This window comes from Shinella zoogloeoides (assembly GCF_033705735.1).
GTDB classification, from domain to species: Bacteria; Pseudomonadota; Alphaproteobacteria; order Rhizobiales; family Rhizobiaceae; genus Shinella; species Shinella zoogloeoides_A.
Genome location: NZ_CP131130.1, coordinates 1,404,702 through 1,430,403 on the forward strand (window position 1 = coordinate 1,404,702; position 25,702 = coordinate 1,430,403).

The 25,702-nt window shown below is 64.7% G+C and carries 22 protein-coding genes; 12 read left to right on the top strand and 10 right to left on the bottom strand.

Annotated features, from left to right (window positions below; genetic code table 11):
• The first annotated feature begins 43 nt into the window (after positions 1 to 43).
• From glmS to ShzoTeo12_RS07315, 3 genes are read left to right on the top strand one after another with little or no spacing between them, the layout of a single operon-like run.
• The gene (gene glmS / locus ShzoTeo12_RS07305; protein WP_318911918.1) at positions 44 to 1,870 is read left to right on the top strand and encodes a glutamine--fructose-6-phosphate transaminase (isomerizing); all 1,827 of its coding nucleotides are present in this window, start codon (positions 44 to 46) and stop codon (positions 1,868 to 1,870) included.
• Positions 1,867 to 2,361: an N-acetyltransferase gene (locus ShzoTeo12_RS07310; protein ID WP_318911920.1), complete on the top strand. Its 495-nt coding sequence runs from the start codon at positions 1,867 to 1,869 to the stop codon at positions 2,359 to 2,361. Before glmS ends, ShzoTeo12_RS07310 begins: the two co-directional genes overlap by 4 nt.
• 35 nt (positions 2,362 to 2,396) lie before the next feature.
• Positions 2,397 to 3,104, top strand: a complete 708-nt coding sequence (locus tag ShzoTeo12_RS07315; protein ID WP_318911922.1) for a DUF502 domain-containing protein — start codon at positions 2,397 to 2,399, stop codon at positions 3,102 to 3,104.
• Positions 3,105 to 3,143: 39 nt separating this feature from the next.
• Here the strand turns inward: ShzoTeo12_RS07315 and ShzoTeo12_RS07320 are convergent, their stop codons facing one another.
• Both ShzoTeo12_RS07320 and recG read right to left on the bottom strand, forming a co-directional pair.
• A complete protein-coding gene (locus tag ShzoTeo12_RS07320) occupies positions 3,144 to 3,359 on the bottom strand; it encodes a hypothetical protein (protein WP_318911924.1) in 216 nt (71 codons plus the stop codon).
• A 79-nt stretch (positions 3,360 to 3,438) separates the two neighbouring features.
• A complete protein-coding gene (gene recG / locus ShzoTeo12_RS07325) occupies positions 3,439 to 5,541 on the bottom strand; it encodes an ATP-dependent DNA helicase RecG (protein ID WP_318911925.1) in 2,103 nt (700 codons plus the stop codon).
• Here recG and ShzoTeo12_RS07330 point away from each other — a divergent pair.
• Genes ShzoTeo12_RS07330 through ShzoTeo12_RS07345 form a run of 4 tightly spaced genes read left to right on the top strand, consistent with a single transcriptional unit; the run spans position 5,540 to position 10,190 of the window.
• Positions 5,540 to 5,704 carry a hypothetical protein gene (locus ShzoTeo12_RS07330; protein ID WP_318911927.1) on the top strand — a complete coding sequence of 55 codons (165 nt, stop codon included), beginning with the start codon at positions 5,540 to 5,542 and terminating at the stop codon, positions 5,702 to 5,704. The two genes, recG and ShzoTeo12_RS07330, sit on opposite strands and share 2 nt — an antisense overlap.
• The gene (locus ShzoTeo12_RS07335) at positions 5,701 to 6,009 is read left to right on the top strand and encodes a succinate dehydrogenase assembly factor 2 (RefSeq protein WP_242222928.1); all 309 of its coding nucleotides are present in this window, start codon (positions 5,701 to 5,703) and stop codon (positions 6,007 to 6,009) included. The genes ShzoTeo12_RS07330 and ShzoTeo12_RS07335 overlap by 4 nt, the downstream gene beginning before the upstream one ends.
• Positions 6,006 to 9,518 (top strand): transcription-repair coupling factor, encoded by a 3,513-nt coding sequence (gene mfd / locus ShzoTeo12_RS07340; protein ID WP_318911930.1) that lies wholly within the window; start codon positions 6,006 to 6,008, stop codon positions 9,516 to 9,518. The genes ShzoTeo12_RS07335 and mfd overlap by 4 nt, the downstream gene beginning before the upstream one ends.
• 30 nt (positions 9,519 to 9,548) lie before the next feature.
• The gene (locus ShzoTeo12_RS07345) at positions 9,549 to 10,190 is read left to right on the top strand and encodes a glutathione S-transferase family protein (protein ID WP_318911932.1); all 642 of its coding nucleotides are present in this window, start codon (positions 9,549 to 9,551) and stop codon (positions 10,188 to 10,190) included.
• Positions 10,191 to 10,194: 4 nt separating this feature from the next.
• Here the strand turns inward: ShzoTeo12_RS07345 and ShzoTeo12_RS07350 are convergent, their stop codons facing one another.
• Together ShzoTeo12_RS07350 and ShzoTeo12_RS07355 are read right to left on the bottom strand one after the other, a co-directional pair.
• The gene (locus ShzoTeo12_RS07350) at positions 10,195 to 10,866 is read right to left on the bottom strand and encodes a DsbA family oxidoreductase (protein WP_318911934.1); all 672 of its coding nucleotides are present in this window, start codon (positions 10,864 to 10,866) and stop codon (positions 10,195 to 10,197) included.
• A gap of 114 nt (positions 10,867 to 10,980) precedes the next feature.
• On the bottom strand, positions 10,981 to 12,780 hold the full coding sequence (locus ShzoTeo12_RS07355; protein WP_318912395.1) for an extracellular solute-binding protein: 1,800 nt from the start codon (positions 12,778 to 12,780) through the stop codon (positions 10,981 to 10,983).
• Between the two features lie 288 nt (positions 12,781 to 13,068).
• On the opposite strand from ShzoTeo12_RS07355, the gene ShzoTeo12_RS07360 reads away from it, so the two are divergent.
• Complete coding sequence (locus ShzoTeo12_RS07360; RefSeq protein WP_318911936.1) at positions 13,069 to 13,692, top strand: invasion associated locus B family protein; 624 nt, start codon at positions 13,069 to 13,071, stop codon at positions 13,690 to 13,692.
• 74 nt (positions 13,693 to 13,766) lie between these two features.
• Here the strand turns inward: ShzoTeo12_RS07360 and hspQ are convergent, their stop codons facing one another.
• Entirely contained in the window at positions 13,767 to 14,099 is a 333-nt protein-coding gene (hspQ, locus tag ShzoTeo12_RS07365; RefSeq protein WP_119256353.1) for a heat shock protein HspQ, read from the bottom strand.
• A 144-nt stretch (positions 14,100 to 14,243) separates the two neighbouring features.
• On the opposite strand from hspQ, the gene ShzoTeo12_RS07370 reads away from it, so the two are divergent.
• On the top strand, positions 14,244 to 15,272 hold the full coding sequence (locus tag ShzoTeo12_RS07370) for a hypothetical protein (protein ID WP_318911937.1): 1,029 nt from the start codon (positions 14,244 to 14,246) through the stop codon (positions 15,270 to 15,272).
• A gap of 94 nt (positions 15,273 to 15,366) precedes the next feature.
• Positions 15,367 to 16,401, top strand: coding sequence for a TAXI family TRAP transporter solute-binding subunit (locus ShzoTeo12_RS07375; protein WP_318911939.1), 1,035 nt, complete (start codon positions 15,367 to 15,369; stop codon positions 16,399 to 16,401).
• Between the two features lie 185 nt (positions 16,402 to 16,586).
• Here ShzoTeo12_RS07375 and glnA read toward each other — a convergent pair whose 3' ends face one another.
• Together glnA and ShzoTeo12_RS07385 are read right to left on the bottom strand one after the other, a co-directional pair.
• Positions 16,587 to 17,996, bottom strand: a complete 1,410-nt coding sequence (gene glnA, locus ShzoTeo12_RS07380; RefSeq protein ID WP_119256350.1) for a type I glutamate--ammonia ligase — start codon at positions 17,994 to 17,996, stop codon at positions 16,587 to 16,589.
• 59 nt (positions 17,997 to 18,055) lie between these two features.
• On the bottom strand, positions 18,056 to 18,394 hold the full coding sequence (locus ShzoTeo12_RS07385; protein ID WP_011975544.1) for a P-II family nitrogen regulator: 339 nt from the start codon (positions 18,392 to 18,394) through the stop codon (positions 18,056 to 18,058).
• A gap of 366 nt (positions 18,395 to 18,760) precedes the next feature.
• Here ShzoTeo12_RS07385 and ShzoTeo12_RS07390 point away from each other — a divergent pair, with 366 nt between their 5' ends.
• Positions 18,761 to 20,248, top strand: coding sequence for an NAD(P)H-hydrate dehydratase (locus tag ShzoTeo12_RS07390; RefSeq protein ID WP_318911940.1), 1,488 nt, complete (start codon positions 18,761 to 18,763; stop codon positions 20,246 to 20,248).
• 36 nt (positions 20,249 to 20,284) lie between these two features.
• On the opposite strand, the gene ShzoTeo12_RS07395 is transcribed toward ShzoTeo12_RS07390, so the two are convergent.
• Both ShzoTeo12_RS07395 and uvrA read right to left on the bottom strand, forming a co-directional pair.
• Positions 20,285 to 21,088, bottom strand: coding sequence for a DUF72 domain-containing protein (locus tag ShzoTeo12_RS07395; RefSeq protein ID WP_318911941.1), 804 nt, complete (start codon positions 21,086 to 21,088; stop codon positions 20,285 to 20,287).
• Positions 21,089 to 21,105: 17 nt separating this feature from the next.
• The gene (uvrA, locus tag ShzoTeo12_RS07400; RefSeq protein ID WP_318912397.1) at positions 21,106 to 24,024 is read right to left on the bottom strand and encodes an excinuclease ABC subunit UvrA; all 2,919 of its coding nucleotides are present in this window, start codon (positions 24,022 to 24,024) and stop codon (positions 21,106 to 21,108) included.
• Between the two features lie 291 nt (positions 24,025 to 24,315).
• Here uvrA and ShzoTeo12_RS07405 point away from each other — a divergent pair, with 291 nt between their 5' ends.
• The gene (locus tag ShzoTeo12_RS07405) at positions 24,316 to 24,849 is read left to right on the top strand and encodes a single-stranded DNA-binding protein (RefSeq protein ID WP_119256348.1); all 534 of its coding nucleotides are present in this window, start codon (positions 24,316 to 24,318) and stop codon (positions 24,847 to 24,849) included.
• A gap of 111 nt (positions 24,850 to 24,960) precedes the next feature.
• On the opposite strand, the gene ShzoTeo12_RS07410 is transcribed toward ShzoTeo12_RS07405, so the two are convergent.
• A complete protein-coding gene (locus ShzoTeo12_RS07410; RefSeq protein WP_318911944.1) occupies positions 24,961 to 25,590 on the bottom strand; it encodes a MarC family protein in 630 nt (209 codons plus the stop codon).
• Positions 25,591 to 25,702 lie beyond the last annotated feature (112 nt).

Here is a 25,702-nt window from a genome sequence, read left to right on the forward strand (position 1 = left end):
AAAGAACGCAATGAAATGCGTCGGATAGAGATTGGAGCGCGCAATGTGCGGAATTGTCGGTATCGTCGGAAACCAGCCTGTCGCCGGTCGGCTTGTCGATGCCCTGAAGCGCCTCGAATACCGGGGCTATGATTCCGCGGGCGTTGCCACCATCGTCGACGGCAGGCTCGCCCGCCGCCGCGCCGAGGGCAAGCTGTTCAATCTCGAAAAGCGTCTTTCGGAAGAGCCGCTGGACGGCACCATCGGCATCGCCCATACGCGCTGGGCGACGCATGGCGCACCGACGGAAGGCAATGCCCATCCGCATTTCGTCGATGGCGTCGCCGTCGTGCACAATGGCATCATCGAGAATTTCTCCGAGATCAAGGACGAGCTGATCGCCGGCGGCGCGACCTTCACCACGCAGACGGACACCGAAGTCGTCGCGCAGCTTGTCGCGAAGTTCCGCCGCGAGGGGCTCGGCCGCCGCGAGGCGATGCATGCCATGCTGCGGCGCGTCACCGGAGCTTACGCCCTTGCCGTAATCTTCGAGGACGACCCGTCGACCATCATGGCCGCGCGCAGCGGCCCGCCGCTCGCCATCGGCCACGGCCGGGGCGAGATGTTCCTCGGCTCCGACGCCATTGCGCTCGCGCCCTTCACCAGCGAGATCAGCTATCTCGTCGACGGCGACTGGGCGGTGATCGGCCGCGACGGCGCCTTCATCTTCGATATGGACGGCAACCGCGTCGAGCGTCCGAAGCAGGTTTCCTCGGCCGCCGCCTATCTCATCGACAAGGGCAACCATCGGCACTTCATGGAAAAGGAAATCCATGAGCAGCCGGAGGCGATTTCCCACGCCCTCAGCCACTATGTCGATTTCCTTGCGCATACGGTGCGCCCGGTCGCCGGCGGCATCGACTTCGCCAAGGTGCCGAGCCTTGCCATTTCGGCCTGCGGCACGGCCTATCTCGCCGGCCTGGTCGGCAAATACTGGTTCGAGCGCTATGCCCGCCTGCCGGTCGAAATCGACGTCGCCTCCGAGTTCCGCTACCGCGAGATCCCGCTGAACCCAGCCTCCGCCGCGCTGTTCATCTCGCAGTCCGGCGAGACGGCCGATACGCTCGCCTCGCTGCGCTACTGCAAGGAGAACGGCCTGAAGATCGGTGCGGTGGTCAATGCGAAGGAATCGACCATCGCCCGCGAATCGGATGCCGTCTTCCCGATCCTTGCCGGTCCGGAGATCGGTGTTGCCTCCACCAAGGCCTTCACCTGCCAGCTCGCCGTCCTCGCGGCGCTTGCCATCGGCGCGGGCCGGGCACGCGGCACGATCAGCGAAGCCGAGGAGAAGGAGCTGGTGCGCCACCTTGCCGAGATGCCGCGCATCATGGCGAGCGTGCTCAACACCATCCAGCCCGCCATCGAGCAGCTTTCGCGCGACCTCTCCAAGTGCAAGGACGTGCTCTATCTCGGCCGCGGCACCAGCTATCCGCTCGCCATGGAAGGTGCGCTGAAACTCAAGGAGATCTCCTATATCCACGCCGAGGGCTATGCCGCCGGCGAACTGAAGCATGGCCCCATCGCACTGATCGACGAGAACATGCCGGTCATCGTCATCGCCCCGCACGACCGCTTCTTCGAGAAGACCGTCTCGAACATGCAGGAAGTGGCGGCCCGCGGCGGCCGGATCGTCTTCATCACCGACGAGAAGGGCGCGACCGCCTCCAGGCTGCCGACCATGGCGACCATCGTGCTGCCAGACGTCAACGAGATCATCTCGCCGATGATCTACTCGCTGCCGATCCAGCTTCTCGCCTACCACACCGCCGTCTTCATGGGCACGGACGTCGACCAGCCGCGCAATCTCGCCAAGTCGGTCACGGTCGAATGATCCTCCGGCCGGAGCGGGACGGCGATATCGACGCCATCCGCGCGCTGACGGAAAGAGCCTTCAGGACCGCACCCCATGCCGACGGCACGGAGCACCTGATCATAGACCGCCTGCGCGCGGCCGGCGCCCTGACGCTTTCGCTGGTGGCGGAGGAGGGCGGGGCCGTCGTCGGCCATGTCGCATTTTCCCCGGTTTCGGTGTCCGACGGCAGCGCGGGCTGGTACGGGCTCGGGCCGATATCGGTCGATCCCTCCCGGCAGGGCGGGGGGATAGGCGGCAGGCTGGTGCGCGATGGACTTGCGCGGCTGGAAGCGCTCGGTGCGGCGGGCTGCGTGCTGCTCGGCGATCCCGCCTATTACGGCCGTTTCGGCTTCGAGCCGGATCCGAGGCTGACGCTCGACGGGGTACCCCCCGAGTATTTCATGCGTGTGGCGTTTTCTCCGGTTTACGGCGAGGGAACCGTTTCCTATCATCCGGGTTTCTACGGCTGAGCGCCCTCCCACGCCCGCCCTACGCTGGACATCAGATGACCGACCTCGTTCCGAGACAGTCGCTTGCCATGCGGCTGCGCAACAATTTCCTGACCGGCCTCGTCATCTGCGCGCCGATCGCCATCACCATCTGGCTGACCTGGACCTTCATCCGCTGGGCCGATAGCTGGGTGAAGCCCTATATTCCGGCGCGCTACAACCCGGAAAGCTACCTGCAATTCGCCATTCCCGGCTTCGGCCTGCTGATCGCGCTCGTGCTGATCACGCTTATCGGCTTCCTCGGCAAGAACCTGATCGGCCGCACCATCGTGGAATTCGGCGATTCGCTCTTCAACCGCACGCCGCTGGTGCGCACGGTGCACAAGAGCCTGAAGCAGATCTTCGAGACGGTGCTGAAGGACAAGGGCAATTCCTTCAACAAGGCGGCGATGATCGAATATCCGAGCGCCGGCCTCTGGTCCGTCGTCTTCGTGGCGACAGATACGCGCGGCGAGATCGCGACGAAGTTCAAGTCCATGGGCAAGGACATGGTCGCCTGCTTCCTGCCGCCGACGCCGTTCCCGACGGCCGGTTTCCTCGTCTATGTGCCGCGGGAAAAGCTCGTGCCGCTCGACATGAGCGCCGAGGATGCCGCCAAGCTGATCATCTCGGTTGGCCTCGTCACGCCGCCGGAAAAGACGCTGCAGCTCCTCGAAAGCGAAGAGCAGCGCAAGGCCAAGGCAAAAGCCCGCAAGAAGGGATAAGGGCGAGCCGCCCCGAAAGGCGAGACGGCTCGAAACGCATTATTCCTCGACGACAGGCTTCTTCTGGTCGTTCGGAACGATCATATCCGCATCCGCCGGAAGGCGGGACTGCTTTTCCGTCGTGGTGACACTTGCGGTCGTGATCGTCTTGTCGACCTTGGCTTCCGCCGAGACCTTGTTGTGCCAGGCGCAATCCGCAAGGGCCGCGGATGCCGAGAGGCCAAGCATGACTGCGACTGCGAGAACTGTCTTCATGGCATTTCTCCTCTTTCGCTGATGCATCGGAGAGTATGCCTTCACGCGCGCTCTCGGCGAAATCACGTTTGCGTGGGCGTCAGCCGGCGCGGAGGAACCGGATCGCCTCGTCGCGGCGGTAGAGATAGAGCAGGGTGCGGATCGCTTCGCCGCGCTCGCTCGTCAGGTCCGGGTCGCGTTCGAGAAGATAGGCGGCGTCCTTGCGGGCGATCTCCAGAAGATCGCCATGCGCCTCGAGGCTGGCGACGAGGAAGCCCGGCGTGCCGGACTGCCTTGTGCCGAGAAGCTCGCCTTCGCCGCGCAGCTTCAGATCCTCCTCCGCGATGCGGAAACCGTCCTCCGTCTCCCGCAGGATCGAAAGCCGCGCCCGGCCGTTCTCGCTGAGCGGTCCCTTGTAGAGCAGGATGCAGCTCGACGCCTCCTCGCCGCGCCCGACGCGTCCGCGCAACTGATGGAGCTGGGCAAGGCCGAAGCGCTCGGCATGTTCGATGACCATGATGGAAGCATCCGGCACGTCGACGCCGACTTCCACCACCGTCGTCGCCACCAAGAGCCGTGTCTCGCCATTCTTGAAGGCGAGCATGGCGGCGTCCTTCTCCGGCCCGCTCATGCGGCCGTGCACGAGGCCGGCGGCCGGGCCGAAGATGCTCGCCAGCGTCGCATGCCGCTCCTCGACGGACATCAGCTCGCTCTCTTCCGTTTCCTCGACCAGCGGGCAGATCCAGTAGGCCTTCTTGCCTTCGGCAAGCGCGGCGCGCAGGCGCTCGACGATATCGCCCACGCGCTCCTGCGGCACGACGACGGTCTGGATCGGCTTGCGGCCGGCGGGCTTTTCCGTCAGCTTGGAGACGTCCATATCGCCGAAGGCGGCAAGGACGAGGGTGCGCGGAATGGGCGTCGCGGTCATGACAAGCATATGGGGCGAGATGCCCTTGGCCGTCAGCCGCAGGCGCTGGTGCACGCCGAAACGATGCTGCTCGTCCACCACGGCGAGCACAAGGTCCTTGTAGGCGACGTTATCCTGGAAGAGCGCATGGGTGCCGATGACGATCTGCGTCTCGCCGGAGGCGATGCGTTCGAGGATGGCGTCGCGCTCGCGGCCCTTGGTGCGGCCGGTGAGGACGTCGATGGTGACGCCGGCCGGAGCGGCCATGCGGGCGAGGGTCGCGAAATGCTGGCGGGCGAGGATTTCTGTCGGGGCCATCAGCACGGCCTGCCCGCCGGATTCGACGGCGGCCAGCATCGCCATCAGCGCCACGGCCGTCTTGCCCGCGCCGACATCGCCCTGGAGCAGCCGCAGCATGCGCTGCTCGCCGGCCATGTCCTTCAGCACTTCGGCAATCGCCGTCTGCTGGCTGTTTGTCAGCGAAAAGGGCAGGGCGTCGATGACAGGGCGGCTCAGCACGCCCGTCGCAGTCACCGGCCGGCCGGCCACCTTGCGCAGACGCTGGCGCACGAGGGCGAGCGAAATCTGGCCGGCTAGGAATTCATCATAGGCAAGGCGTCGACGGGCGGGGACCTGCGGGTCGAGGTCTGTTTCGTCGCGCGGATCGTGCATACGATGGAAGGCGTCGAAGGCCGAGGAAAAACCCTGCCGCTGCATCAGCGTGGCGTCGATCCATTCCGGCAGGTGCGGCACGCGGGCAAGCGCCGCTTCCACCGACTTGCGCAGCACGCGCGAGGTAAGGCCGGCCGTGAGGCCATGCACCGGCTCGACCAGCGGCACGCTGTCGGCCTCGCCGAGCCGCGCCATGTAATCGGGATGCACCATGGAAGGACGGCCGTTGAACCAGTCGACCTTGCCGCTCACCACCACCGTCTCGTCGATGGGCAGCGCCTTTTCCAGCCAGTTGCCCTTGACCCGGAAGAAGGTGAGCGCCAGTTCCCCCGTTTCGTCGTGCAGGAACACGCGGTAGGGCTGGTTGGACCGGCCGGGCGGCGGCTGGTGGCGGTCGACGCGGCCGGTAATGGTGACGATGACGCCGGGCGGCGCGTTCGCAATGCCCGGCTGGTTGCGCCGGTCGACGATCGAATGCGGAAAATGGAAGACGAGATCGACGACCCGGCAATCCTCGATGCTCTCCTGCCCGAAGAGGCGCGCGTAGAGATCGCCAAGCTTCGGGCCGATGCCGGGAAGCGAGGAGAGGGGAGCGAAGAGCGGATCGAGCAGGGCGGGTCTCATGGCCGGCAAAATCGCCGGAGATCATGCCTTTGGCAAGGCTGACAAGCGGCTTTTGCCGGTTTATAGAAACGCCGACAAAGCAATTCCAGGAAAAGAGCAGGCGGTTTTCCGCCCGGAATTGCGAATAGCAACATTGCGGGTTGGAATGCGAGGACGATCATGACGGGAACGACACGCTCGAGCGCCGAGATCGACCCGCGCCGCAAGCGCATCCTCTTCCGCTGCTGGCACCGGGGCATCCGCGAGATGGACCTTGTGCTCGGCGCCTTCGCCGATGCCGAGATCGCCACGCTTTCCGAGGCCGAGCTGGACGAGCTGGAGCGCATCATGGCCGAGGAAGACAACGACCTCGTGAAATGGGTGACCGGCGAAAAGCCCGTGCCCGAAGAATTCCAGCGCGGCCTCTTCCCGCGCATCGCCGCCTACCGCCCCGATTTTTCGCCGCTCTTCAAAGACGACCGCGCATGATCCCCGGATTTTCTCCCGAACGCATAGCCGGCGCCGGCCGGCCGATGACCATCGGCGCCGTGCCCTCCGGCGTCGAACCGTTGATCCTCGCCGATCTCGCCCGCAAGACCGGCCCGGTCGCCTATGTGCTCTCGGACGGCCAGCGCATTTCCGATCTGGAACAGATGCTCGGCTTCGTCGCGCCCGATATCCCGGTGCTGACGCTGCCCGGCTGGGACTGCCTTCCCTATGACCGCGTGTCGCCGAGCGCCGAAGTTTCCGCACGCCGGCTTTCCGCGCTCTCGGCGCTGATCGCCCACCAGAAGAAGCCGCATGCGGCCATCGTGCTCGTCACCGTCAACGCCATGCTGCAGAAGACGGCGCCGCGGCCAACCATCGAAAGCCTCGCCTTCTCGGCAAAGCCTGGCAACCAGATTCGCATGGACGACATAGCCGCACGGCTGGAGCGCAATGGCTTCGAGCGCGTGGCGACCGTGCGCGAGGTCGGCGAATTCGCCGTGCGCGGCGGCATCCTCGACGTCTTCGTGCCCGGCAGCCTGGAGCCGCTGCGCCTCGATTTCTTCGGCGACACGCTGGAATCGATCCGCTCCTTCGATCCCGCCAGCCAGCGCACGACCGGACAGGCGCGCTCCCTCGACCTCAACCCGATGAGCGAGGTGACGCTGACGCCGGAGACGATCTCGCATTTCCGCAAGCAATATCTCTCCTCCTTCGGCGCGGCGACGCGCGACGACGCGCTCTACCAGGCCGTCTCCGAGGGCCGGCGCTATGCCGGTATGGAGCATTGGCTGCCGCTGTTCTATGGCGAGCTGGAAACCGCCTTCGACTACCTTCAAGGCTTCCGTATCGTCACGGACCATACGGTACGTGAGGCGGCCGTCGAGCGCTCCCGCCTCGTGCGCGACTATTACGACGCGCGCCTCGCCTCCGCGACGCCCGGCAAGGGGCAGGTGGCGCAGGCGACGCCCTACAAGCCCGTACCGCCGGGCCTTCTCTATCTAGACGCCGAGCGCTTCGCCCGCGAACTCGACGAACGCGATGCCATCCGCCTCTCGCCCTTCAACGAGCATGAGGGCGAGGCGCGTCATGTCGAGACCATTGCGGCACGGCCCGGCATGCGCTGGGCGCGGCCGGCCGGCAGCGAGGATGCCGACGGCGCGCGCGTCAACGTCTTCGATCAGGCGGTGAAACATATCGCCGAAAAACGGGCCTCCGGCGCGAAGGTGCTGGTGACGGGCTGGTCGGAAGGCTCGCTCGACCGTCTTTTGCAGGTGCTTGCCGAACATGGCCTTGGCAATGTCGTGCCCGTCGAGAAATTCGGCGATCTCCGCAAGCTGAAGCCGGGCGAGGCAGGGTCGACCGTGCTCAGTCTCGAAAGCGGCTTCGAGGCGGGCGATATCGTCGTCATCGGCGAGCAGGACATCCTCGGCGACCGCATGGTGCGCCGCGCCAAGCGCCGCAAGCGCGGCGCGGATTTCATAACCGAGGTCGCCGGCCTCGACGAAGGCTCCATCGTGGTCCATGCCGAGCACGGCATCGGCCGCTTCGTCGGCCTGCGCACCATCGAGGCCGCCGGCGCGCCGCATGCCTGTCTCGAACTCGTTTATGCGGACGACGCAAAACTCTTCCTGCCCGTCGAGAATATCGACCTCCTCTCGCGCTATGGCGGCGAGGGGACCGATGCACTGCTCGACAAGCTCGGCGGCGTCGCCTGGCAGGCGCGCAAGGCCAAGCTCAAGAAGCGCCTGCTCGACATGGCGAGCGGCCTCATCCAGATCGCCGCCGCGCGGCTCGTGCGCCATGCGCCGGTGCTGGCCGCGCCGGACGGCGTCTACGACGAATTCGCCGCCCGCTTCCCCTATGACGAGACGGACGACCAGGCGAACGCCATCGACGCCGTGCGCGAAGATCTCGGCGCGGGCCGGCCGATGGACCGGCTCGTCTGCGGCGACGTCGGCTTCGGCAAGACGGAGGTGGCGCTGCGCGCGGCCTTCATCGCCGCGATGAACGGCGTTCAAGTCGCCGTTGTTGTGCCGACGACGCTGCTCGCCCGCCAGCATTTCAAAACCTTCTCCGAGCGTTTCCGGGGGCTGCCGATCCGCGTGCAGCAGGCCTCCCGCCTCGTCGGCTCGAAGGAGCTGGCGCTGACGAAGAAGGAGCTGACCGAGGGCAAGACGGATATCGTCGTCGGCACGCATGCGTTGCTCGGCTCGTCGATCAAGTTCGCCAATCTCGGCCTCCTCATCATCGACGAGGAGCAGCATTTCGGCGTGAAGCACAAGGAGCGGCTGAAGGAGCTGAAGAGCGACGTGCACGTGCTGACGCTCTCGGCGACGCCCATTCCGCGCACCCTCCAGCTCGCCATGACGGGCGTTCGCGAGCTCTCGTTGATCGCCACGCCGCCGGTCGACCGCATGGCGGTGCGCACCTTCATCTCGCCCTTCGATCCGCTCGTCATCCGCGAGACCTTGATGCGCGAGCACTATCGCGGCGGCCAGAGTTTCTATGTCTGCCCGCGCCTCAGCGACCTTTCGGAAATCCACGATTTCCTGCGCCAGGACGTGCCGGAGCTGAAGGTTGCCGTCGCGCATGGCCAGATGCCGGCGACGGAACTCGAAGACATCATGAACGCCTTCTACGAAGGTCGCTACGACGTGCTGCTCTCGACTACCATCGTCGAATCAGGCCTCGACGTTCCGACGGCGAACACGATGATCATCCACCGCGCCGACATGTTCGGCCTCGCCCAGCTCTACCAGCTGCGCGGCCGCGTCGGCCGGTCGAAGGTCCGCGCCTTCGCGCTCCTGACCCTGCCGGTCAACCGCACGCTGACGGGCACCGCCGAACGCCGTCTCAAGGTGCTGCAATCGCTCGACACGCTCGGCGCCGGCTTCCAGCTCGCCAGCCACGACCTCGATATCCGTGGGGCCGGCAATCTGCTCGGCGAGGAACAGTCCGGCCATATCAAGGAAGTCGGCTTTGAGCTCTACCAGCAGATGCTCGAAGAGGCCGTCGCGGAGATCAAGGGCGACGAGGAAGTCGCCGACAGCGGCTGGTCGCCGCAGATTTCCGTCGGCACGCCGGTCATGATCCCGGACGACTACGTGCCGGACCTGCACCTGCGCCTCGGCCTCTATCGCCGCCTCGGCGAGATCACCGAGCTTGGCGATATCGACGCCTTCGGCGCGGAACTGATCGACCGCTTCGGCCCGCTGCCGATCGAGGTCCAGCATCTCTTGAAGATCGTCTATATCAAGTCGCTTTGCCGCGTGGCCAATGTCGAGAAGCTCGATGCCGGCCCGAAGGGCGTCGTTGTGCAGTTCCGCAACAAGGAATTCCCGAACCCGACGGCACTGGTCGGCTACATCGCCAGGCAGGGCGCGCTGGTCAAGATCAGGCCGGACCAGAGTTTGTTCCTCGCCCGCGACTACCCGACGCCGGAAAAGCGCCTGACGGGCGCGGCGCAGGTGATGACGCAGCTTGCGGGGCTGGCGAAGCAGGGCAACTGATCGAAACATCCGAGCCGAGAGGATTGCGAAATGCCGGAAATGCATCCATCGGTCACGGTCTACGGCGCAAGCTACAGTGTCTACGTTCGGATCGTGCGCATCGCACTCCATGAAAAGGGAGTGCCTTACGATCTCGTGCCAGTGGACGTGTTTGCAGACGAGGGCGTGCCGCCGGAGCATCTTGCGCGCCACCCCTTCGGCCGTATCCCCGCCTTCGAGCACGACGGGTTCGCCCTTTACGAAACAAGCGCGATAACCCGCTACGTGGATGAGGCATTTTCCGGACCGCCGCTGCAACCGAGCGCTCTTCGTAATCGCGCACGCATGAACCAGATCGTCGCGATGCTGGACAATTATGCCTATCTGCCGATGGTGTGGGATGTCTATGTACAGCGGATGGAAGCATCCGGGGCCGGCGCGGTAGACGAAGCGCGCATTGCCGGCGGCCTTGAAAAGGCCCGCCTCTTCCTGGGGGCGCTTTCGAACTTGCTGGGGGCCGAAAACTGGCTCTCCGGGCCGGAGCCATCATTGGCCGATTTTCATGCCGCTCCGATGTTCGGCCTGTTTGCGCAAGCGCCGGAGGGCGCCGCGCTCATTCGCGAATTTCCGTCCATTCAGGCATGGTGGGAGCGGACCAGGGCCCGCCCCTCCGTTCTTGCAGCGAGCAAATAACCGCTCAGTTCTTCCCGATGCGCTCCTGCGCCTTCATCGCCGCGATCTTGCGGAAGGCGTCGGTCAGCACGTCGACGGATTGCGCGCCCATCACGGCGTATTTGTTGTCGATGATGAAGCAGGGCACACCCGTCACGCCCATGTCGCGGGCCATGCCGATCTCCTCCTTGACGGAATCGACGTCCGCGCCGGCGGAGAAGAGGGCGGAGACGACGGCGCGGTCCATGCCCGACGCTTCCGCGATGTCGAGCAGCACGGCGCGGTCGCCGACATTGCGGCCTTCCTCGAAATAGGCCTTGAAGAGGGCGAGGGCGACGCGGTTCTGGACCTCCGGGCCCTCGATCATCGCCCAGCGCAGCAGGCGGTGCGCGTCGAGCGTGTTGGGACTGATCTTCACGGCCGGAAAGTCGAACTCGATGCCGTCTTCTTCGCCCAGTCCCGTCAGCATTTCATGCGCGCGGTTGACGGCGTCAGTACCGCCGAGCTTTTCGGCGAGATGCTGCTTGTGGTCGACGCCTTCCGGCGGCATGTCGGGGTTGAGCTGGTAGGGCCGGAACGTCACCGCGACGGCAAGCTCGTCCTTCACGGTGTCGATCGCCTTGTCGAGCCGCTTCTTGCCCAGATAGCACCAGGGGCAGACGACGTCCGAGACGACATCGATCGTAATGGCTTCCATCTGGTTTTCCTTTCGAGATGCCGGGACATTCCGGACAGGACGCCGAGATAGGCCGGCGTGCTGCGGCTTTCAACAGGTTACCTCGAGGTAACCCGAGTTCTGGGGATAACCCCTTTACTGCGCCCGCGCGTCCCACCATGTCGGAAACTGGAAACCGTAGAGCGGAACCGCCTGCGGCCGGGCGATATGCTTCGAATGCGCGACCCACTGTTCGCCGAGATGGTAGAGCGGCACGACATAGTAGCCCGAAAGGAGCATCCTGTCGTGCAGGCGCACGGCCGAGCGGAAATCCTCCGCCGTGCGTGCGGTCAGGATGGCATCGAGGATGCGGTCGACGTCGGGATCGGCGAGGCCGGCGAAGTTGGAGCTGCCGGGCCGGTCGCGCATGGTCGAGCTCCAGTAGCTGATCTGGTCCCGCCCCGGCGAGAGCGAGGAGGGGAACGCCTTGACGATGACGTCATAGTCGAAGGTCTGCGTCCGGCTCTGATACTGCGAATCGTCCACCGTGCGGATCGTCGCCTTCACGCCGAGCGCGGTGAGGAAGCGCTGATAGGCGAGCGCCAGCTTCTCCTGGTCCGCGTTCTGCGTCATGATCTCGAAGGTCAGCGGCTTGCCCGCGCCATCGACCATCTGCCCGCCCTTGATGACGTAGCCGGCCTTCTCGAAGGAATCCATCGCCTGGCGCAGCACCTTGCGGTCGCGGCCCGACGCATCGGTGGTGGGCAGCAGATGCGTGCCGTCGAGAATATCCGCGTCGATGCGCGACAACGCGGGGCCTGCGATCTCGCGCTCACGCGCATCGGCCGCAACTCCCATCGAGCTCAGCTCGGAATTCTGCCAGTAGCTCTGCGTGCGCTTGTAGGCGTTCTCGAAGAGGCTGCGGTTCACCCATTCGAAATCGAAGACCAGTGTCAGCCCCTTGCGCAGGTCGCGGTTCTGGAAGAGCGGCCGGCGGGTGTTGAAGACGAAGCCGAACATGCCCGAGGGCGTCTTCGGCTTGATGGCGTCCTTGACGACCGCGCCGGAGAGGGCGGCCGGGAAATCGTAGCCGCGCGTCCACTTCGTCGGGTTACCCTCCTGGTAGAGGTCGATCTCGCCCTTCTTGAACGCCTCGAAAAGCGAGTTGTCCTGCAGGAAATACTCGACGGAGATCTCGTCGTAATTGTCGAAGCCGACTTTCGAGGGAAGATCCTTTGCCCAATAGTTCGGATCGCGGGCATAGACGATCTTCTCGCCGGGCTTGACCTCCTTCACCTTGTAGGGGCCGGAGCCGAGCGGGAAGGCGAGGGACGTGCGGTCGAACGTCTCGACGTCGATGGCGTGCTTCGGCAGAATCGGCGAATAGCCGGCGATCAAGAGGGGCGTCTCGCGGTCGGCCTTGTCGTTGAAGGTGAAGCGCACGCTGCGCTCGCCGACCTTCTCGACTTTCTCGACCCCGTCAAGCCGGAGGCTGAAGGGCGTGCGGCCCTTGTCGCGCAGCAACTCGAAACTGAAGATGACGTCTTCCGGCGTGATCGGCACGCCGTCGGCCCAGCGCGCCCTGGGATTGAGGTTGAACTGGATGAAGGTGCGGTCGTCGTCCCATTCCGCCGTTTCGGCGATGAGGCCGTACATGGTGAAGGCCTCATCGCGCGAGCGCTGCATCAGTGATTCGTAGACGAGATTGCCGAATTCCGGATCCCACATGCCGCGCGCGGTGGTGCGCATGCTCTTCAGGATGAAGGGATTGAGGTTGTCGAACGTGCCGACCACGCCATAGGCGATGCGGCCGCCCTTCTTCACATCCGGATTGACGTAGCCGAAGTGCTTGTAGTCGGGCGGCAGCGCCGGATCGCCGTGCATGGCGATGCCGTGCACCGGGGCTGCGTGGCCAAGCGTGGCCGGCAGGCCGAACAGGCAGGCGGCGAAGGCCATCAGAAAGGGACGCAAGCGTATCTCCTCGTCGGTCCGGATGATTCTCGTGCATTATAGCCGCCAGAAACAGGACGGCACCGTGGCGAGGCGGAAATAGAAGCAACGCGGGATTTTCGCAAGGAAAGGCTGGATATCCGGCGCGGCCCATTGTAACAGGTTACGCCGAAGCGGGTCATGCAAATGCCTCATTTCGCCGACAGGAGAGCGCACGGCTGACCAAATGCCCGAGAGGGGCTTGCGGAGGGGCGCTGTCGCTCCGGCACCGATTTTCAGGAGACCGAACTCGTCATGATCTTCACATCGAATCTCATCAAGCGGACCGTGCTTTCCGCCTTTGCCGCCTCGGTCGCACTCGCGGCGGCTCCGTCGGCATCGCTCGCGCAGCAGACCGCTCCGCCGAAGGGCTGGTTCAAGGTCTGCACCAAGCAGGAAGACAACGACGTCTGCATCGTGCAGAACCTTCTGACCGCCACCAGCGGCCAGCTTATCACCGCCGTCGGCCTCATCACCGTCACCGGCAAGGCCAACCGCAAGATCATGCAGGTCTCGGTTCCGAGCGCCCGCCTCATTCCCGTCGGCGTGCAGATGCAGATCGACGGCGGCAAGGCCCAGAAGCTCGACTACGCCATCTGCATGCCCGACAAGTGCGTGGCCGAAGTGCCGCTCACCGACCAGGTCCTCGCAAGCCTCAAGAAGGGCGGCGAACTGGTTCTGACCTCGGTCAATTTCCAGCGCGCGCCGAACCCGATCAAGATCTCGCTCGAAGGCTTCACCGGCGTCTTCGACGGCGAGCCGATCGAACAGTCGCAGCTCGAAGAGCGCCAGCGCCTGCTGCAGGAAGAAATGCAGAAGAAGGCCGAGGAAGCCCGCAAGAAGCTCGAAGACGCCCAGAAGGCCGCCAAGAGCCAGTAAGCGGCCCTATCGCCAGATACGAAAAACCCGGCCGTCGACCGGGTTTTTTATTGCCTGCCATCGGGGTCCGCCGGTCAGTGGAAGAGGCTGCTCTGCTCCTTCCAGCGGTAATGGCCCTTGTCGACATCCATCAGCGCGCGGACCTGCGGGTGGCGGATCGGCTGGCCGCTGTCGTCGGCGACAAGGTTCTGCTCGGAAACATAGGCGACATATTCCGTGTCGTCGTTCTCCGCGAAGAGGTGGTAGAAGGGCTGATCCTTCGAAGGCCGTATCTCGGCCGGAATGGAATTCCACCATTCTTCGGTATTGGCGAATTCGGGATCGACGTCGAAGATCACGCCGCGGAACGGGAAGACCCGGTGGCGGACCACGTCGCCGATGGCAAATTTTGCGTCACGCATCTTCATGGCGTACCTACCTTTCCACTTATATTTGGGTAATTTCGCTGAAACATCAATAGTTCCGCCGCGGGGCGCCTTCCCCCTCGGCGCTTGCACCTCCGGCGGTTTCGGCGTACCTCGGGAAAAGATGTTTCAGGCGGATCGGACGGCATGAACAACCAGTGGGGCAGGAGCGGCAACGGAACGACGGCAGGTGGCGGCTCCGGGGCGGGCGGCATCCTGTTCGCCTCCGTGGTGAGCCTGGCGCTGGGCGCGGCAGCCGGCTACGGCGGCCTGCGCATGATGAGCGGCGCCGTTCCGGCCGGCGAGATCGAGCAGCGGGACCAGCGCATCGCCGAGCTTGCAAGGGAGCTCGACGCCCGCACCGCGCAGGTCGAGGACGGCAGCCAGCGGTCTCAAGCCCTAGCCGACGAGAACCGCACCCTCAAGCAGCAGATGGAGGCCCTTCGCAACGGCATAGGGAGCTCCGATAACGCTGCCGTTGCGGAAAATGCGCGGCTGACGCAGGAAGTCATCCCGGGGCTGAAGAGCGATCTGCAACGCGCCTCCCGGCGCGCCGCGGATGCGGAAGCCTCGAAGACGAAGGCCGAGAACGCCCTGCAGGAGCGCGAGCGCCGCCTTTCCCTCGGCGCCGACCAGATCGCGCGGCTGGAAAAGGCCCTGGACCAGGCCCGTGGCGCGCAGGCGGGCGCGCAGAGCGCCGAGGCGAAGCGTCTCGCGGCAGAGGCCGCCACGCTGCGCCGGCAGCTCGAGGACGCACAGCGCGCCGCAGAGACCATGCGGGCGAAGGACCTGCCTGCATTGCGCAAGGAGATCGCTGGCAGGGATCGGGAGATTGCCGATCTCAAGGCCAGCAATTATACGCTCACGGCACGGATCGGCGCGCTGGAGGCGGCAGCGCGTTCAGTGCAGCAGGATGGTCCCGGGAATGTCGGAGACGGTCCGGCGCGCGACAATGCGAAGCCGGCCGATAGCCGAAATCCGCGCGATGCGTCGCTCGTGGCCGATGCGATGCGCGATGCGCCCGGTCTCGATCGTCTCACCGGCACGCAGCGCGACCAGCTGGAACGCACGCTGGTTTCCGGCGAGTGCGTCACCAATTCGCTCGGCGGCGTCTTCAAGCGCGTACCGGTGCTGACGCTTCGCAACCTGATGCGCGATCTCGACAGCGACTGCTAGTTTCCATGGCGGCCTTGCCGCCGGCCTGTATTTCCGCGATTCCCGATGCAAAGCCGCGGCGCTTTCTCCGGAATTGCCCAAGGGAGGGATTTCGATGAAGCGATCTGTTCTTGCGGCCGCACTCGGCCTTGCACTTTCCGTCGGCACCGCATCGGCCGAGGGGATCGAGCGCAACATCATGACCGGCGGCCCGCAGGGCACCTATATCAAGATCGGCCACGACATCGCCGCGCTCGGCGCCGAATGCGGCCTGAAGCTGAACGTGGTCGAAAGCGCCGGCTCGCTGGAAAACTTCGTCGGCGTGCGCAACCGCCGCAACACCCAGTTCGGCATCGTGCAGAGCGACGTGCTCGAATATCTGAAGACCTTCGAGGCGAACGACCCGGAGGTGCAGAAGGCGGTGAAGGGCGTGCGCATCATGTTCCCGCTCTACAACGAGGAAATCCATGTCCTCGCCCGCAAGGACATTGCCGGCATGAAGGACCTCGCGGGCAAGAAGATCGCCGTCGGCAAGAAGGACAGCGGCACCTTCCTGACGGCGACGCTGATCATGGACATCCTGCAGGTCAAGCCCGGCGAGCGCATCGACATCAACCCGGACGATGCGCTGCCCAAGCTGCTCTCCGGCGAGATCGATGCCTTCTTCTACGTCGCGGGCGCGCCCGCCGCGCTCTTCGCCGGCAATACGATCGACAAGGCGAAATTCCACCTTCTGCCGATCACCGAAGCGCCGCTGCTCGCCACCTACACGCCGTCGCGGATCGAGGCCGGCACCTATTCGTTCCAGGACCAGCCGGTCGATCTCGTCGCGGTGAAGGCCGTGATGATGACCTATGACTACGACGTCAAGCGCAACGCCTATCACCGCGACAGCTGCAAGACGGTCTCGGATTTCTCCAGCCTCATCCTCACGGGTCTCGACAAGCTGAAGGCCACTGGCCATCCGAAATGGAAGACGGTGGACCTCACCGCCCTGCCGCCCGGCTGGCAGGTAGGCGTCTGCGTCAAGGCCGGCATGGCGATCAACTACAAGCCCTCCTGCAAGGCCCCGGCCGAAAAGGCGGGGAGCGGCGCGGATGACTCGAACGAGGAATATCTGAACCTCCTCAAGCAGCGGCTGCAGCAGTAACGCTATGAGAGGGTGTTCCTGTCGCTGGCCGAATGCCCGGCCTGAATCCTCGGGTCGAGCCCGAGAATCGCGCGACACCCGCGACCCGACCGGCACGCTACCCTGCCGGCAAAAAAAACCCGGCCGATGGCCGGGTTTCCCATATGGAGCACCTCCCGCCCGAAGGCGGGAGGAAATGCCGCCGGTCAGGCGGAGTAGTACATGTCGAACTCGACCGGGTGCGGGGTCATTTCGAAGCGCATGACTTCCGCCATCTTCAGCTCGATGTAGGAATCGATCTGGTCGTCGTCGAACACGCCGCCGGCGGTCAGGAACTTGCGGTCCTTGTCGAGGTTTTCGAGGGCCTCGCGCAGCGAGCCGCAGACGGTCGGGATCTTCTTCAGTTCCTTCGGCGGCAGGTCGTAGAGGTCCTTGTCCATGGCCTTGCCGGGATGGATCTTGTTCTTGATGCCGTCGAGGCCGGCCATCAGCATGGCGGCGAAGCCGAGATAGGGGTTGCCGAGCGGGTCGGGGAAGCGGATTTCGACGCGCTTGGACTTCGGACCCGTGCCGAACGGAATGCGGCAGGAAGCCGAACGGTTGCGGGCCGAATAGGCGAGCAGGACCGGCGCTTCATAGCCCGGGACGAGACGCTTGTAGGAGTTCGTCGTCGGGTTGGTGAAGGCGTTGATGGCCTTGGCATGCTTGATGATGCCGCCGATGAAGTAGAGGCAGCTCTCGGAAAGGCCGGCATATTCGTCGCCGGCGAAGGTCGGCTTCGAGTCCTTCCAGATCGACAGGTGGACGTGCATGCCCGAGCCGTTGTCGCCGAAGATCGGCTTCGGCATGAAGGTTGCCGTCTTGCCATAGGCATTGGCGACCTGATGCACGGCGTATTTGTAGATCTGCACCTTGTCGGCGCTGCGAACCAGCGTGTCGAACTTGACGCCGAGTTCGTGCTGGGCGGCAGCCACTTCATGGTGCTGCTTTTCGACGGTGACGCCCATTTCGGTGAGGACCGTCAGCATCTCGGAGCGCATGTCCTGGCAGCTGTCGACCGGCGGGACCGGCAGGTAGCCGCCCTTGACGCGCGGACGATGGCCGAGATTGCCGGTTTCGTAGGCGGTGTCGTCGTTGGAGGGCAGCTCCGAGCTGTCGAGCTTGAAGCCGGTATTGTACGGGTCGGCCTTGTACTTGACGTCGTCGAAGACGAAGAATTCCGGCTCCGGACCGGCATAGACGGTGTCGCCGATGCCCGAGGCCTTGAGGAAGGCTTCGGCCTTCTTGGCGGTGCCGCGCGGGTCGCGGTTATAGGCTTCGCCCGAAACCGGCTCGAGGATGTCGCAGAAGATGACCATGGTGGACTGCGCGAAGAACGGGTCCATATGGGCGGTTGCCGGATCGGGCATCATCACCATGTCGGACTCGTTGATGGCCTTCCAGCCGCCGATCGAGGAGCCGTCGAACATGACGCCGTCGGCGAACATGTCCTCATCGACGCAGCTGACGTCCATCGTGATGTGGTGCAGCTTGCCACGGGGGTCCGTGTAGCGCAGGTCGACGAACTTTACGTCGTTTTCCTTGATTTGCTTGAGGATGTCATTGGCAGTCGTCATGTGTTGGTTCCTGTGTGAGATGACGAGATGGAAAGCCTTGGCCGGAAGGCGCGGCGGGATCAGATGGCGTCGATGCCGGTTTCGCCGGTACGGATGCGGATGACTTCTTCGACGTTGGAGACAAAGATCTTGCCGTCGCCGATGCGGCCGGTCTGGGCCGCGTTGCGGATCGCCTCGATCACGGCTTCCGCATTCTCATCCGCCAGGACGACCTCGACCTTCACCTTGGGCAGGAAGTCGACGACATATTCGGCGCCACGGTAGAGTTCCGTATGGCCCTTCTGGCGTCCAAAACCCTTCGCCTCGGTGACGGTGATGCCCTGGAGACCGACTTCCTGGAGGGCCTCCTTCACCTCATCGAGTTTGAAGGGCTTGATGATCGCTTCGATCTTTTTCATGAGAAGATGTCTCTCCGCTTCTCCCGTTTGCGCAGCAGGACGGCGCCCGCTGCTCACTCCGAATGCATGTAGCATGCCAAGTCGAAGCAGGATGCATGCCAGACCGGAGGAAATCCGTTTCTTTCACCATCCCGCTCGTCCTCACGCGGCGATGATGCGGCTTTCCGGGCAAAAGGGCTAGGGGTTCCTGCCTAAAAATTGTCTCTTTGCTTTCCGGATGGCCGAAGGAGGCGGAGTGCCGGGCAACGCTGCCTGAGAAAGCTGCAAATTTGAGCATATCGAATATGCAGATGCATAAAATTCAGGCTTTTGGCGAAGATGGCCGACGACCTTGCCCCGGCGGCGTCTTTGCAGGCATGGTGGGGCATGCACCAGGAAATAGACACCTTGATCATCACGCCCAGGGACATGGGCCGCATCGATGCCGCCGCCGCGGCATCGGGCCTTGCGAGCTACGGCCTGATGGAGCGGGCCGGGCAGGCGGTCGCGGCGGCAGCGCTGCGGCGCTTTCCCGGAGCGCACCGCTTCGTCGTGCTCTGCGGCCCCGGCAACAATGGCGGCGATGGATATGTCGCCGCGCGGGCGCTGGAGGCGGCCGGCGCGGAGGTCGCCGTCCACGCCCTCGGCGATCCATCCGCGCTCAGGGGCGACGCGGCCATTGCCTTGCGGCATTTCGGCGGCGCACCGAGGGCGCTTGCGGAATATGGGCCGCGCCCGGGCGACGTGGTCGTCGATGCGCTGTTCGGCGCAGGCCTGTCGCGCGACCTGCCGGACGAGGCCGTGCAGGTCGTCGAGGCCGTGCGCCGGCATGCGCTGCCGGTCCTTGCGGTGGACCTGCCGTCCGGTATCGACGGACGGACCGGAGAGGTGAGGGGCGCGGCCTTCGAGGCCGTCGCGACCGTCACCTTCATGTGCCGCAAGCCGGGCCACCTGCTCCTGCCCGGCAGGACGCTCTCCGGCGACGTGGAGGTTTTCGACATCGGCATTCCCGGCCGTATCCTCGCAGTTCATGCCGGCCATGTCCGGGTGAACACACCTTATGTCTGGCGGCTTGCCGAACCGCAGCAGACCGGCGCGACGCACAAATATGTCCGCGGCCATCTCGCCGTCTTCTCCGGCCCGGCCACCGCCACCGGCGCGGCGCGGCTTTCCGCGGCGGCCGGCCTTCGCGCCGGCGCCGGCCTCGTCACCGTGCTTTCTCCCACGGACGCGCTTTTCGCCAATGCCGCCCGTCTGACCGGCGTGATGCTGAAGGACGTGGACGGGGAAGCCGACCTCGCCGCCCTGCTCGAAGACGAGCGCCTCAAAACCTTCGTTCTCGGCCCCGGCTTCGGAGACGCCGGGAGGGCGAGGGCCTATGCCGGCCTGATCGCCGCAAAAGGCCGCCGCCTCGTGCTCGACGCCGACGGTATCAGCGCCTTCCGCGATACGCCGGACGCACTCTTCGGGCTTTTCGCCGGCGGCGATACGCGGCTGGTGCTGACGCCGCATGACGGGGAATTCGCGCGGCTCTTTCCCGACCTTGCCGGCGACGGGACGCTTTCCAAGATCGATCGCGCGCAGAAGGCCGCCGCCCGAAGCCATGCGGCCGTGATCCTCAAGGGCGCCGATACGGTGATCGCCGCGCCCGACGGCCGCGCGCTCGTCAACGAGAATGCGCCGCCATGGCTCGCCACCGCCGGCTCGGGCGACGTGCTGGCGGGCATCGTCGGCGCGCATCTGACGCAGGGCATGCCCGCCTTCGAAGCCGCGGCCAGTGCCGTCTGGCGCCACGGCGAGGCTGGAAGCATCGCGGGCAAGGGGCTGACGGCGGAGGATCTTCCAGAAGCTATCCCGCCCTGGCCCGCGGCATGAGCCTCTCGATTCTGTCGAGAAGACTCGAACCTTGCCTCAGCCCGTCCGCTTCTTCAGTTCGCGAGCGCCGTTCGGCGCATTGACCTTGCCGGAGGTGATGAAGAAGGCGAAGACGTCGCGGGCCTTGCCGGCGGGCCTCGTCTCTGGATCGACCTTCGGCAGGTCGGACGGCTCGCCGCCGCCGGCCCAGTCCTTGAGCCGTCCCGCCCATTCGTCCAGCGCCTTTGCGGGATAGCAGGTCTCGATGTCGTCCGAGCCACGCTGCAGGCGGGCATAGACGAAATCCGCCGTCACGTCGGCGATTTCGGGATAGTCCTCATGCTGCGCATAGACGATCGCCATGTTGTGCTTGCGGGCAAGCGCGGCGAATTCCGGCACCTTGAAGCTGTCATGGCGCACTTCGAGCGCATGCTTGAGCCTGAGCCCGTCCAGCTTTTCCGGCAGCAGCTTCAGGAACCCCTCGAAATCCTCCGGTTCGAATTTCTTCGTCGGCGGAAACTGCCAGAGGATCGGGCCGAGATGGTCGCCGAGTTCGGTCAGCCCCTGTGTCAGGAACTTTTCGACGGATTCGCCGCCATCGGCGAGGACCTTGCGGTTCGTCGTGAAGCGGCTCGCCTTGAGCGAGAAGATGAAACCGTCCGGCACTTCCGAGGCCCATTTGGCGAAGGTCTCCGGCTTCTGCGAGCCGTAATAGGTGCCGTTCACCTCGATGGCCGACAATTCGCGGCTGGCGAATTCGAGCTGCCGTTTCTTCGGCAGCTTTTCGGGATAGAAGGTTCCCTCCCACGGCTCGAAGGTCCAGCCGCCGATGCCGGTTCTGATGGTGCCGGATGTGCTCATGGTCTCCTCCCGTGTGATTATTCCGCCGCCACCCGCTTCATCGGCCGACGCTCCAGCAACTCTTTCAGGAAGTGGCCAGTATAGGAACGCTCGACCTTGACCACATCCTCGGGCGTGCCCTCGGCGATCACCTCGCCGCCGCCGTCGCCGCCCTCGGGGCCGAAGTCGATGATCCAGTCGGCGGTCTTGATGACCTCCAGATTGTGCTCGATGACGACGACCGAATTGCCCTGGTTGACCAGCTCGTGCAGCACTTCCAGCAGCTTGGCCACGTCGTGGAAATGCAGGCCGGTCGTCGGCTCGTCGAGGATATAGAGCGTGCGGCCGGTCGAGCGCTTGGACAGTTCCTTGGCGAGCTTGACGCGCTGCGCCTCGCCACCCGACAGGGTGTTCGCCTGCTGGCCGACCTTGATATAGCCGAGACCGACCTGGTTCAGCGTCGTGAGCTTGTCGCGCACGGCGGGAACGGCGGCGAAGAACTCGACGCCTTCCTCGACGGTCATGTCCAGCACGTCGGCGATCGACTTGCCCTTGAAGGTGACGTCGAGCGTCTCGCGATTGTAGCGCTTGCCGTGGCAGACGTCGCAGGTGACGTAGACATCCGGCAGGAAGTGCATCTCGATCTTGATGACGCCGTCGCCCTGGCAGGCCTCGCAGCGCCCGCCCTTGACATTGAAGGAGAAGCGGCCCGGCTGGTAGCCGCGCGCCTTCGCTTCGGGAAGGCCGGCGAACCAGTCGCGGATCGGCGTGAAGGCACCGGTATAGGTCGCCGGGTTCGAGCGCGGCGTGCGGCCGATGGGCGACTGGTCGATGTCGATGACCTTGTCGATATATTCGAAGCCGTCGATGCGCTCGTGCTCGGCCGGGATCTCGCGCGCGCCCATGACGCGGCGGGCGGCGGACTTGTAGAGCGTCTCGATCAGGAAGGTCGATTTGCCGCCGCCGGAAACGCCCGTGACCGCCGTGAAGACGCCGAGCGGGATCGAGGCCGTGACATTCTTTAGATTGTTAGCTTTCGCCCCGACGACCTTGATTTCCTTTTTCTTCTTCGGCTTGCGCCGCTCGGCGGGAACGGCCACGGAAAGCTCGCCGGAAAGATATTTTCCGGTCAGCGACGCCGGGTTGGCGATGACCTCGTCTGGCGTGCCCTGCGCGATCACCTGGCCGCCATGGATGCCGGCGGCAGGGCCGATATCGACCACATAGTCCGCCGTCAGGATCGCGTCCTCGTCATGCTCGACGACGATCACGGTATTGCCGATGTCGCGAAGGTGCCGCAGCGTTTCGAGGAGGCGCGCATTGTCGCGCTGGTGGAGGCCGATGGACGGCTCGTCCAGCACGTAGAGCACGCCCGTCAGGCCGGAACCGATCTGCGAGGCGAGGCGGATGCGCTGGCTTTCGCCGCCCGACAGCGTGCCGGAATTGCGCGACAGCGAGAGATATTCGAGGCCGACATCGTTGAGGAAGCGCAGGCGCTCGCGGATCTCCTTGAGGATGCGGACGGCGATCTCGTTCTGCTTGGCGTTGAGGTGCTCCGGCAGCGCCTCGAACCAGTCGCGCGCCACGCGGATCGACATTTCCGTCGTCTCGCCGATATGCAGCTTGTTGATCTTCACCGCCAGCGCCTCGGGCTTCAGGCGATAGCCGTTGCAGGCCGGGCAGGGGGCGGCCGACATGTAGCGCTCGATCTCCTCGCGCGACCAGGCCGAATCCGTTTCCTTCCAGCGGCGCTCGAGGTTCGGCACGATGCCCTCGAAGGTCTTCACTGTCTTGTAGGAGCGCGCGCCGTCCTTGTAGTTGAACTCGATCTTCTCCCTCGTGCCGTTGAGGATGGCGTTCTGCGCCTCCTGCGACAGTTCCGACCAGCGATTGGAGAGCTTGAAGCCATAGGCCGCGCCGAGCGCTTCCAGCGTCTGGTTGTAATAGGGCGAGGAGGACTTGGCCCAGGGCGCGATGGCGCCGTCGCGCAGCGTGCGCTCGCTTTCCGGCACGATCAGGTCCGGATCGATCTTCTGCTGGCTGCCGAGGCCGTCACAGGTCGGGCAGGCGCCGAAGGGATTGTTGAACGAGAAGAGCCGCGGCTCGATTTCCGGGATTGTGAAGCCGGAGACCGGGCAGGCGAATTTTTCCGAGAACAGCACGCGCTCATGCGTCTCGTTCAACGATTTGTTGGCCGAGCCGCCGGCCGCCGTTTCCTCGACCGGCAGCGGCTTGTCGGCGAATTCGGCGATGGCAAGGCCCTCGGCGAGCTTGAGGCAGGTTTCGAGACTGTCCGCGAGGCGCGAGGCGAGGTCCGGGCGCACGACGACGCGGTCGACCACCACGTCGATATCGTGCTTGTACTTCTTGTCGAGCGCGGGAACGTCGGCGATCTCGTAGAACTGGCCGTCCACCTTGACGCGCTGAAAACCCTTCTTCATCAGCTCGGCGAGTTCCTTCTTGTACTCGCCCTTGCGGCCGCGCACGACGGGCGCGAGGATATAGAGGCGCGTGCCTTCGCCGAATTCCAGCACGCGGTCGACCATCTGGCTGACCGTCTGGCTCTCGATCGGCAGGCCCGTCGCCGGCGAATAGGGCACGCCGACGCGTGCGAAGAGAAGGCGCATGTAGTCGTAGATCTCGGTGACCGTGCCGACGGTCGAGCGCGGGTTCTTCGAGGTCGTCTTCTGCTCGATGGAGATGGCGGGCGACAGGCCGTCGATCTGGTCGACATCCGGCTTCTGCATCATCTCCAGGAACTGGCGTGCGTAAGCCGAAAGGCTCTCGACATAACGGCGCTGGCCCTCGGCATAGATCGTGTCGAAGGCGAGCGACGATTTGCCCGAACCCGAAAGACCGGTCATCACGATCAGCTTGTTGCGGGGCAGATCGAGGTCGATGCCCTTGAGATTGTGTTCGCGTGCGCCGCGAATGGAAATTGTCTTGAGTTCGCTCATGGTATCCAGCGTCAGAAGGTCGTTGCGCATTGCAGAAGGGGTCGGCCCCTATGTAGGCATTGGTTGGAGCCTGTCCATGCGCGGTCAGAAGATTCCGTGCCCGTTTCCGATTCGGTTGACAAGAGTGTAGGGAATTATTAGAACAAAAAAAGAACGAATTTTCGCAATTGATCTGTGGATTATCGCTTGCACGGGGCGGCGCTGGCGCGCGGCAGCCGATAAGATGCCGCATTCGTGTAGTGATAATGATGCCGGCGCCTTTCGTCCGGCGCGACAACGGGAAGTACGGGCATGGCTGGTAGCGTCAACAAGGTGATCTTGATCGGGAATGTCGGGGCTGACCCGGAAATCCGCCGGACGCAGGACGGTCGGCCGATCGCCAACCTGCGCATCGCCACCTCCGAGACCTGGCGCGACCGCAACAGCGGCGAACGCCGCGAGAAGACGGAATGGCACAATGTCGTCGTCTTCAACGAGGGCCTGTGCAAGGTCGTCGAGCAATATGTGAAGAAGGGCGCCAAGCTCTATATCGAGGGCGCGCTGCAGACCCGCAAGTGGCAGGACCAGACCGGCAACGATCGTTATTCGACGGAAATCGTGCTGCAGGGCTTCAACTCCACGCTGACCATGCTCGACGGTCGCGGCGAGGGCGGCGGCGAGCGCCGCGGCGGCGGTGATTTCGGTGGCAGCAGCAATTACGGCGGCGGCGCGCCGAGCTACGACGACTACGGTTCGCGCCCGGCCTCTGGCGGTGGCGGCAGCGGCAGCCGCTCGGGTGGCGGCGGCTCCATGGCCCGCGACATGGATGACGACATTCCGTTCTGAGAACGGGAACAACGAAAGGCCGGCCTGAGCGCCGGCCTTTTGCTTTGAAGAAGGCTTTGGGAACGGTGGCGGCCCGCTATCGCGAGCGGTACATTCGACCTTCGGGCCGCGTCAGCCGATGAATACCGATTTCACCCCATCCACCACGAACTGCACCGCCAGCGCGGCGAGGATCACGCCGAGCAGGCGCGTCAGGATCGCGCGGCCGGTATTGCCGAGGAAGCGGTCGATGCGCTCGGCGATGACCAGCGAGAGGAAGAGGACGACGAGGCAGAGCGCGAGGACGCCGATGAGGGCGGTGCGCTCCAGGACGGAGGGGAATGAACCGGAGAGGAGGATCGTCGCGGAGATCGCGCCGGGACCGGCGATGAGCGGCAGGGCGAGCGGGAAGACCGCGATATTGTGGATGTGATCGCGGGTGATCGCCACTTCGCTGGTTCTTTCCTTCCGCTCGTTGCGGCGCTCGAAGATCATCTCGAAGGCGATCCAGAACAGCAGCAGGCCGCCGGCGATGCGGAAGGCGCCGATGGAGATGCCGAGCAGCGAGAGCACGCCGGCGCCCGTCAAGGCGAAGACGGCGAGGATGCAGAAGGCGATCAGCGAGCCGCGCAGCGCCACCTGCTTGCGCTGCGGTCGCGTCATGCCGACAGTGAGCCCCAGGAAGATCGGCGCAAGGCCCGGCGGGTCGAGGGTTACGAGCAGCGTCGTGACGGCATTGACCAGAAGATCGATGTTCAGCATTGCGGCGTTCCCCTCGCCTTGAACGGGCCGTTTCGACGGCCTTGTGCCCGCATTGTTAGGCGAGGGCGGCGCATTAGGGAAGGGCGGCCACGAAAATGCGCAAATTGGCGGA

Coding starts and splice junctions, on each gene's coding strand:
- uvrA (WP_318912397.1), bottom strand. CDS start 24,024: ATGAGCGAACTCAAGACAATTTCCATTCGCGGCGCACGCGAACACAAT.
- ShzoTeo12_RS07345 (WP_318911932.1), top strand. CDS start 9,549: ATGCCGGAAATGCATCCATCGGTCACGGTCTACGGCGCAAGCTACAGT.
- ShzoTeo12_RS07395 (WP_318911941.1), bottom strand. CDS start 21,088: ATGAGCACATCCGGCACCATCAGAACCGGCATCGGCGGCTGGACCTTC.
- mfd (WP_318911930.1), top strand. CDS start 6,006: ATGATCCCCGGATTTTCTCCCGAACGCATAGCCGGCGCCGGCCGGCCG.
- glnA (WP_119256350.1), bottom strand. CDS start 17,996: ATGACGACTGCCAATGACATCCTCAAGCAAATCAAGGAAAACGACGTA.
- ShzoTeo12_RS07360 (WP_318911936.1), top strand. CDS start 13,069: ATGATCTTCACATCGAATCTCATCAAGCGGACCGTGCTTTCCGCCTTT.
- ShzoTeo12_RS07410 (WP_318911944.1), bottom strand. CDS start 25,590: ATGCTGAACATCGATCTTCTGGTCAATGCCGTCACGACGCTGCTCGTA.
- ShzoTeo12_RS07355 (WP_318912395.1), bottom strand. CDS start 12,780: ATGGCCTTCGCCGCCTGCCTGTTCGGCCTGCCGGCCACGCTTGGCCAC.
- ShzoTeo12_RS07315 (WP_318911922.1), top strand. CDS start 2,397: ATGACCGACCTCGTTCCGAGACAGTCGCTTGCCATGCGGCTGCGCAAC.
- ShzoTeo12_RS07310 (WP_318911920.1), top strand. CDS start 1,867: ATGATCCTCCGGCCGGAGCGGGACGGCGATATCGACGCCATCCGCGCG.
- recG (WP_318911925.1), bottom strand. CDS start 5,541: ATGAGACCCGCCCTGCTCGATCCGCTCTTCGCTCCCCTCTCCTCGCTT.
- ShzoTeo12_RS07375 (WP_318911939.1), top strand. CDS start 15,367: ATGAAGCGATCTGTTCTTGCGGCCGCACTCGGCCTTGCACTTTCCGTC.
- ShzoTeo12_RS07370 (WP_318911937.1), top strand. CDS start 14,244: ATGAACAACCAGTGGGGCAGGAGCGGCAACGGAACGACGGCAGGTGGC.
- ShzoTeo12_RS07330 (WP_318911927.1), top strand. CDS start 5,540: ATGGCCGGCAAAATCGCCGGAGATCATGCCTTTGGCAAGGCTGACAAG.
- ShzoTeo12_RS07385 (WP_011975544.1), bottom strand. CDS start 18,394: ATGAAAAAGATCGAAGCGATCATCAAGCCCTTCAAACTCGATGAGGTG.
- ShzoTeo12_RS07390 (WP_318911940.1), top strand. CDS start 18,761: ATGCACCAGGAAATAGACACCTTGATCATCACGCCCAGGGACATGGGC.
- glmS (WP_318911918.1), top strand. CDS start 44: ATGTGCGGAATTGTCGGTATCGTCGGAAACCAGCCTGTCGCCGGTCGG.
- ShzoTeo12_RS07350 (WP_318911934.1), bottom strand. CDS start 10,866: ATGGAAGCCATTACGATCGATGTCGTCTCGGACGTCGTCTGCCCCTGG.
- hspQ (WP_119256353.1), bottom strand. CDS start 14,099: ATGAAGATGCGTGACGCAAAATTTGCCATCGGCGACGTGGTCCGCCAC.
- ShzoTeo12_RS07405 (WP_119256348.1), top strand. CDS start 24,316: ATGGCTGGTAGCGTCAACAAGGTGATCTTGATCGGGAATGTCGGGGCT.
- ShzoTeo12_RS07335 (WP_242222928.1), top strand. CDS start 5,701: ATGACGGGAACGACACGCTCGAGCGCCGAGATCGACCCGCGCCGCAAG.
- ShzoTeo12_RS07320 (WP_318911924.1), bottom strand. CDS start 3,359: ATGAAGACAGTTCTCGCAGTCGCAGTCATGCTTGGCCTCTCGGCATCC.